Consider the following 8,009-nt stretch of genomic DNA (forward strand, 5'->3'; position numbering starts at 1 on the left):
CCTTGTCCTGGCCTTTTTCCGACGCCACGCCGCCGATGGCCACGCCCGTCGCCGGAAGCGGCACGCGCCGCACGAAGCCCGCTTTCGCGTCGTACTGGTCGGCCCACCAGTCGGGGCCGGCACTGCGCACGACGAGGAAACCATCGCCGAGCGGCGTCACATGCTGGATGGCGCCTTCGCCTTCGGCGAGAACATCGACGGCCTTGCCATCGGCTCCTATCGTGACGATCTTGCCGCGCGGTGCGCCGGCGAAAGTCACCACGTAGAGGCGTTCGCCCACCCAGCTGGCCGAACGCACGTCGGCCTCGTGGCCCAGCACGCGTTTGAATTCGCCATGGCCCCTGCGCAGGTAGACCTCGGCGGGACCGCCGTCGCCTTCGTTGGCCAGCAGCGCGGTGGACGTTCCGCCTTCACCTTCCATGAGGATGTACTCGGCGACGTGCGAGTAACCCTCGCCGAACACGACACGGTCCTTCGCCACGGGCTCGCCGATGACGTGGTGGGCGAGGTAGGCGTCGAACTCGCGCAAGGGCTTGCCGGCGGTCGGCGCGTCGAAACGCGCGTAGGTCACGCCCTTTTCGTCGGCATCCCAGGCCAGCGCCTGCGGCGTGGTGCCGCCACCGGCGAACGGCAGCTCGTCGCCGAGCGGCTTGCCTGTCTTCGTATCGAGGATATGGATGGTGGTGAGTTCGCTCCCGCCTTCGGCCGTTCCATAGGCGAGGTAGCGACCGCTCGGCGACGGCCAGTAGGCGGTGATGGCCGTGTTGCCGTCACCCTTGTTGAGGTCCACCAGCGTGCGTGTCTCGCCGTCGGGCCAGGCCTTCGCCACGAGTACCGGCTGGGGCTGCGGGGGCGTGTTCTCGAAGTAGAACAAGGTGCCGCCCGCCAGCGTCGGCGACGATCGCGTCGTGGAGGTGATGGATAGTTCGCGGATGCGCGCGCTCAGCGTCTTGCCCAATGGCATCGCGCCGATGGCGGCCTCGGTATAGGCGTTCTGCGCCTCGATCCACTTCGTCACGTCCGCTGCGTCCGGATTTTCCAACCAACGGTAGGGATCGTTCACCGGCTGCCCTGCGAGGCTTTCGGATACCACGCGCTTCGGTGTCGGCGGCGGTTGGGGCGCGGCCGCCTGGGCGGCGAAGGCGACGAACAGGCTGGCGGCAAGCAGGCGTGGAACGATGGCGCGCATGGGTGAACTCCGGGGGAGGAACGCCGAGCGTAGCAAAGCGCGCCACCCCGGGTGAGAGCCGACCCTCGTGGGAGCCGATCCTGGTGGGAGCCGACCTTGTCGGCGATCCCGCGGCAGCGGGCCAGGTTGGGGCAAGCACCCATCGCCGACAGGGTCGGCTCCCACCGGAAGAGGGCCGCGTTATGCTTGAACGATTTGCCCGACCCGGAACCTGCACGATGCGTGTACTCGCCGCCGCCCTGATTACCGTCCTCGCCGCCGCACCGGCCATGGCCGCTACGCAAGGCCCCGCCGCCGCGCCTGCGGCTACGATGCCGCTGGACATGGAAACGATCATGGCCGATCCGGACTGGATCGGCCCGCCGGTGGAAGATGCTTACTGGGGCGTCGACGGCAGCCAGGTCTATTACTCGCTCAAGCGCGACGGCAGCCCGGTGCGCGATCCATGGCGCGTACCGGCGAACGGCGGCAAGCCGGAGCGGTTGGACCCGGCGGCCGCCGCGAGCGCCGATGGCGGCACTCCCGTATTCGATCGCGGACGCCGGCACGCCGCGTTCGTCCGTCACGGCGACATCTTCCTGCGCGATCTCGCCACGGGCGCCACCGTGCAAGTGACCCGCACGGCGGCCAAGGAGCGCGATCCGCGCTTTTCCATCGATGGCCGCCTGCTGACCTTCCGCGCCGACAACGACTGGTTCGCCTATGCACTGACCGGCGGCCCGGTGGTGAAGGCCGCGGACCTGGAAGAAAAAGACGATCCGCAGGCGAAGAAAACGGACGACCTCGCCGACGACCAACAGTCGTTGTTCAAGACGCTACGTGGCCTGCGTGCCGACGAAGAGGCGATGAAGGCCGATGCCGACGCGCTGGCCGCGGCCGATCCAGGCCGGGCGCCGAAGCCCTTCTGGCTCGGCAAGAACGTGAGCATCGCCGACACCTCGTTGTCGCCGGACGGCCGCTGGATGCTGGTGGTGACCCAGGCCAAGGACGCGGATGCGGGAAAGATCGCCGACCTCACCCATTACGTGACCGAATCCGGCTACGCGGAAACCGAGGCGACGCGTGCCTACGTCGGTCGCAACGATCCCGCGCCACAAACCCTGCGACTGCTCGACCTGAAAACGCACGCCACGTTCGAGCTCGACACGGCCACGCTGCCGGGGATCGGCGACGATCCGCTGGCGGACATCCGCGCAAGGACCATCGCCGCGCTGCGCAAGGATGGCAAGGGCGACCGTGCCGATGCGCTCGCCGCACCGAAGAAACGGCCCGTCATCGTCAACGGCGAATACAGTCCCGGCATGGTCTGGAGCGAAGATGGCGGCGAAGTGGCCGTGCAATTGCGTGCCATCGACAACAAGGATCGCTGGATAGCGACGGTGGATTTCGATCGCCATGCGCTGGTCGCCCAACACCGTCTCACGGACAAGGCCTGGATCAATTGGGACGGCAACGATTTCGGCTGGATGCGCGATGGGCGCACCCTCTGGTACCTGAGTGAGGAGTCGGGCTACACGCAGCTCTACACGAAGCCACTCGGCGGAAAGGCCAAGGCGTTGACGTCGGGCCGCTTCGAAGTGGACCACCCCGTGCTCAGCCCCGACGGCACGCGCTTCTACGTGCGCGCGAACAAGGTGGCGCCGTATAGCTACGACATCTACGGCGTGCCGGCCACGGGTGGCGATCTCGTCCGGATCACCCGGTTCCAGGGCCTGGACGATTTCAGCCTGTCGCCGGACGGCAGCCGTCTCGCGGTGCTTCACTCGGCGCCATACGTGCCATCCCAGCTGGCCGTGGTCGGCGTGGACGGCACGGCGACACACGAGCTCACCGATACGCGCAAGCCGGCGTACGCGGCGCGTGACTGGATCGCGCCGAAGATCGTCGAGGTACCCTCGCGGCACGGTGCGGGGACGATATGGGCGAAGTTCTATGGCCCCGCCGACGCGGCCGCGGCGGCATCCCGCCCGGCGGTGATCTTCGTCCACGGCGCGGGTTACCTGCAAAACGTACATCTGTCCTATCCCGCCTATTTCCGCGAGCAGATGTTCCACAACCTGCTGGTGCAGCGCGGTTACGTGGTGCTCGACATGGACTATCGCGCCTCCAAGGGCTACGGCCGCGACTGGCGCACCGCCATCTACCGGCGGATGGGCCATCCCGAACTGGACGACCTGCTCGACGGCAAGGCCTGGCTGGTGGAACGGCAAGGCGTGGACCCGAAGCGGATCGGCATCTACGGTGGCAGCTATGGCGGCTTCATGACGCTCATGGCCCTGTTGCGAGCGCCGGGAGAATTCGCCGCGGGCGCCGCGCTCCGGCCGGTGACCGACTGGACCAGTTATAACCACGAGTACACCTCGAACATCCTCAACGACCCGCAACTGGACCCCGAGGCTTACACCACCAGCTCGCCCATCCGCTATGCCGAAGCCCTGGCCGATCCGTTGTTGATCGAGCACGGCATGATCGACGACAACGTGCTGGCCAGCGATTCCATCCGCCTGTACCAGCGCTTCATCGAACTGCACAAGAAGAACTTCTGGATGTCGCTCTATCCCATGGAGCGGCATGGCTTCGTGCATGCCGATTCGTGGTACGACGAGTACCGCCGCATCGACGAGCTGTTCCGTGGTTCATTGGAAAACCAGTCGCGCTGAACCTCGACACGCGCTAACGTATTCCTTTCCAGACGGCACGCACCCATGGCCGACGCCCGAGATATCCGCGCCGATGCGCTCCTCAACGAGATGAAGGACGGCGACGGGCAGCGCCTGAAGGTTTTCCTGGGCGCCGCGCCGGGCGTCGGCAAGACGTTCGCGATGCTGTCCGCGGCGCGCGACCTGCGCCGGCAAGGGATCGACGTGGTGGCCGGGCTGGTGGAGACACACGGCCGCGCCGACACGGCGGCCCTTCTCGAAGGCATCGAGGTGTTGCCCCCGCGGACCGTGCGTTACGCCGGGCGCGAGTTCAACGAGTTCGACCTGGAGGCGGCGCTCGCACGCAAGCCGGCGGTGCTCCTGGTCGACGAACTGGCCCATACCAACCTGCCGGGAGGACGCCACGAGCGGCGCTGGCAGGACATCGCCGAGTTGCTCGATGCCGGCATCGAGGTCTACACGGCGCTCAACGTGCAGCACCTGGAAAGCCTCAACGACCAGGTTCGCCGGATCACCGGCGTGGCCGTGCGCGAGACGGTGCCCGATGCGTTCCTCGATCGCGCGCGCGACATCGTGCTGGTCGACCTGCCGCCACGCGAACTCATCGGCCGCCTGCAACAGGGCAAGGTCTACGTGCCGGAGACCGCGGCCGTGGCGCTCGATGCCTTCTTCTCGCCGACCAACCTCGCCGCCTTGCGCGAGTTGGCGGTGGAGACCGTGGCCGCCCATGTGGAAAGCGACCTGCGCGGGCACATGCTCGCCCGCGGCGGCGCCATGCCGGTGCGACGCCGCGTGATGGTGGCGATCGACGGTGCGGCGCAGAGCGAATACCTGGTGCGCATCACGCGCCGCATCGCCGAAAGGCGGGGCGCGCCCTGGAGCGTGCTCTTCGTCGATCGCGGTGGCGTGGACGGCGAACGCCGCGAGCGCGTGGATGCGGCGATGCGGGTAGCCCGCCGCCTGGGCGGGGAAGCGGTGATCCTGCGCGGTCACGCCGTCGCCGACGAACTGCTGGCGTGGGCCGACCGGGAGGGCGTGGGCCAGATCATCGTGGGCCGCACGCGCGAACGGCCGATCGCCCGGCGGCTTGGTTATTCGCTGACCCAGCAGCTGCTTCGCCGGGGCGCGCACCTGGAACTCACGATCGTCGCCACGCCGGTGGAACGCGCCAAGGCACGCCGCCGCCTGCGTTTCGCCGATGGCAACGGTTCGCGCCGCGAGTACCTCTTCGCCACGGCGGCCACCGCGGTGGCGATGGCGCTGTCGTTCGTGGCGGACCGCTTCCTGTCGGTCGCCAATCTGTCGCTGATCTTCCTTACCGCCGTGCTGTTCGTCGCGGTGCGCACGCGCATGGCGGTGGCGGTTTTCACGGCCCTACTCTGCTTCCTTGGCTATAACTTCTTCTTCGCCCCGCCCCGCTACACGCTGGTGATCGCCAACGCCGACGACGTGCTCGCCGTGGTGTTGTTCCTGGTCGCCGCGCTGGTCTGCAGCCGGCTCGCGACGCGGCTGGCAGGGCAAGTCACTTCCCTGCGCGCAGCACAGGTGCGCGCCCGGGCGCTGGTCGCCCTGGGTCAACAACTGGCTACCTCGGCCGATGCCGACGGCGTGCGTGCGGTCGCCGCCCGCGCCCTCGCGCGCACGCTCGACATCGACGTGGCGGTGCTGGCGCGGAACGCGTCGGGAGACCTCGCGATCGCCGCGTCGGTACCCGATACCTTCGCGCTTTCGACACAGGATCTCGCCGCCGCCGATTGGAGCGAAACCCACGCCGAGCCGGCCGGACACTTCACCGATACGCTCAACGGTGCCGCATGCTGGGTACTGCCGCTGGGTACCGACGGCCGCCGTGCGGGAGTCGTCGCGCTACGCTACCCGTCCGGACAGCGCGAACCGGACGCCGACCGGCGCGGCCTGGCCCTGGCCATGGTCCAGGACGTCGGGCAGGCACTGGATCGTGCGCGGCTCGCCACGGAACTGGAGAGCGCACGCGTGCAGGGAGAGACCGAGCGTCTGCGCAACGCGCTGCTTTCGTCGGTCTCGCACGACCTGCGCTCGCCACTCGCCTCGATGATCGGTGCCGCCGGCACGCTGCTGAGCTACGACACGCAGTTGCCGGACAACGAACGCCTCGAATTGCTGCAGGCCATCCTGGGTGAAGGCCAGCGCCTCGATCGTTACATCCAGAACCTGCTCGACATGACGCGCCTCGGCCACGGCACGCTGAAGCTCAATCGCGATTGGGTGGATGCCGGGGAGATCGTGGTCGCCGCCGTGGGACGCATGCGCAAGCTGTTCCCGGATGTCCGCGTGGACGTGCACCTGCCGAAGGATACGATCCTGCTGCACGTGCACCCCGCCCTCATCGAGCAGGCCCTGTTCAACATCCTCGAGAACGCGGCGCGTTTTTCACCGGCGGACGAGCCGGTGCGCGTGATCGTCCGGGCCGAGGCCGGGCGTCTCCTGGTCGACGTGATCGACCGTGGCCCGGGCATTCCCGGGGACGAGCGGGCGCGGATCTTCGACATGTTCTATTCGGTGTCGCGTGGCGATCGCGGCGGACAGGGCACGGGATTGGGCCTCGCGATCTGCCGCGGCATGATCGGCGCGCATGGTGGCGGTGTCGAGGCCTTGCCCAGTCCGGGCGGTGGCACGACCATTCGCATCTCTCTGCCCTTGCCACCCCCGCCGGACGACCGCCCATGAATCCGACCGCTCCCCGCGTGCTGGTGATCGACGACGAGGCGCAGATCCGCCGTTTCCTCGACATCGGCCTTCGCGCCGAGGGCTACCAGGTGTTCCTGGCCGCCACCGGCGAGGAAGGCCTGGGCCTGGCCGCCACGCAATCGCCCGACCTGGTCATCCTCGACATCGGCCTGCCCGACCGCGAGGGCCACGATGTGTTGCGCGAGTTGCGCCAGTGGAGCCAGGTGCCCGTGTTGATGCTCTCGGTGCGCGATGCGGAAGCGGAAAAAGTGAAGGCGCTGGACAATGGCGCGAACGACTACGTGACCAAGCCGTTCGGCATCCAGGAATTGATGGCGCGCCTGCGTGTACTCCTTCGGCAAGGCGCGAAGGCGGGACAGGCGGAGGCGCCGGTGCGTTACGACGACGGCACGTTGTCGATCGACCTCGCGCGCCGGGAAGCGATCCTCGAGGGGCAGGCGGTCGCCCTCACGCGCAAGGAGTTCGCGGTGCTGTCCTTGCTCGTCCGCCATCCCGGCCGCGTGGTCAGCCAGCAACAGATCCTGCGCGAGGTGTGGGGCCCCACGCATACGCACGACACCCACTACCTGCGCATCGTGATGGGCAAGCTGAGGCAGAAGCTGGGCGACGATCCATCCGCGCCGCGCTGGCTGAAAACGGAGGCGGGCGTCGGCTATCGCTTTCCCGCCAGCTGACCGTTCGTCCTCACGCCGGCTTCATATCCTTCGCCAGGCGCGTGATCCCCATCACAGCCCGGGCCTTCCGGGCCATTTCTCAGACTAGTCCGATGTTCTTCCCCGGCGAGCGCGTGCAGCCTCACGCGTTCATTCCCGCATGGAGCATCGCGTGCACCGTCTGCCACCTATCGCCGTATCGATCGTCGCCACCGCCGTCGCCATCGGCATCATCTACACATCCCGCGCCGCCGACGTGGATTGCACCGACGAGCACTACGTCGCCGGAGAGCGGTCGCTGCCGACGCACGACGAAGCACTGGCACAGTGCCGCGAGGAAGAACGGGCGATGACCGATGACAAGAAAGGCCACTACGAGAAAGAGCGCTCCTGCTACGACGTGACGCCGCCGGGCACGCACGGTCCGTGGCGACACGGACGTATCGCCGTGGACGTGATCGAGCGGCAAAGCGGCGACGCTTATACCTTCGAGGCATTGTGGATGTGCAAACCATCGACCGAATGAGGATGGCTCTGGTGGGAGCCGACCTTGTCGGCGATCCCGCGGCAGCGGGCCGGTTTCATGCACGGCTCGGCTTCGCGTTTGGGGGTGGCGGGGCAGAGCCGTCGGCCGCCCCCCTCGTCGCTCCGGTTGCACCGTCGCTCGGGAAAGGAAGCCGCTACGCGGCCATGTTTGATGGCTGCGCCCCGTCGCGCCCGTCGCGCCGGGCGGGGTTTCCGACTCGCCTTCCATGGCTCGGCGGAAACGGCCGGCCATCC

The 8,009-nt window shown here is 68.0% G+C and carries 5 protein-coding genes; 4 read left to right on the top strand and 1 reads right to left on the bottom strand.

All coding sequences use genetic code 11. The features are described from left to right. A partial coding sequence (locus ACR9ZJ_RS18115; protein ID WP_481288546.1) for a prolyl oligopeptidase family protein occupies positions 1 to 1,189 on the bottom strand: 1,189 nt, incomplete at its 3' end. A gap of 218 nt (positions 1,190 to 1,407) precedes the next feature. Between ACR9ZJ_RS18115 and ACR9ZJ_RS18120 the strand changes: the two genes are divergently transcribed. The 4 genes from ACR9ZJ_RS18120 (at position 1,408) to ACR9ZJ_RS18135 (ending at position 7,755) form a co-directional block, all read left to right on the top strand. Then, the gene (locus ACR9ZJ_RS18120) at positions 1,408 to 3,849 is read left to right on the top strand and encodes a S9 family peptidase (protein WP_481288547.1); all 2,442 of its coding nucleotides are present in this window, start codon (positions 1,408 to 1,410) and stop codon (positions 3,847 to 3,849) included. Between the two features lie 45 nt (positions 3,850 to 3,894). Continuing rightward, the gene (locus ACR9ZJ_RS18125; protein WP_481288548.1) at positions 3,895 to 6,555 is read left to right on the top strand and encodes an ATP-binding protein; all 2,661 of its coding nucleotides are present in this window, start codon (positions 3,895 to 3,897) and stop codon (positions 6,553 to 6,555) included. Then, the gene (locus tag ACR9ZJ_RS18130) at positions 6,552 to 7,250 is read left to right on the top strand and encodes a response regulator (RefSeq protein ID WP_481282100.1); all 699 of its coding nucleotides are present in this window, start codon (positions 6,552 to 6,554) and stop codon (positions 7,248 to 7,250) included. The genes ACR9ZJ_RS18125 and ACR9ZJ_RS18130 overlap by 4 nt, the downstream gene beginning before the upstream one ends. Before the next feature lie 151 nt (positions 7,251 to 7,401). Then, complete coding sequence (locus tag ACR9ZJ_RS18135; protein ID WP_481288549.1) at positions 7,402 to 7,755, top strand: hypothetical protein; 354 nt, start codon at positions 7,402 to 7,404, stop codon at positions 7,753 to 7,755. Positions 7,756 to 8,009: the final 254 nt, after the last annotated feature.

The sequence above is a fragment of the Luteibacter sp. KNZ12-1A genome (assembly GCF_056755675.1).

What these genes read in the sequence shown, in the direction of transcription:
- ACR9ZJ_RS18120 (WP_481288547.1), top strand. Translation starts at nt 1,408, where the DNA reads ATGCGTGTACTCGCCGCCGCCCTGATTACCGTCCTCGCCGCCGCACCG.
- ACR9ZJ_RS18125 (WP_481288548.1), top strand. Translation starts at nt 3,895, where the DNA reads ATGGCCGACGCCCGAGATATCCGCGCCGATGCGCTCCTCAACGAGATG.
- ACR9ZJ_RS18130 (WP_481282100.1), top strand. Translation starts at nt 6,552, where the DNA reads ATGAATCCGACCGCTCCCCGCGTGCTGGTGATCGACGACGAGGCGCAG.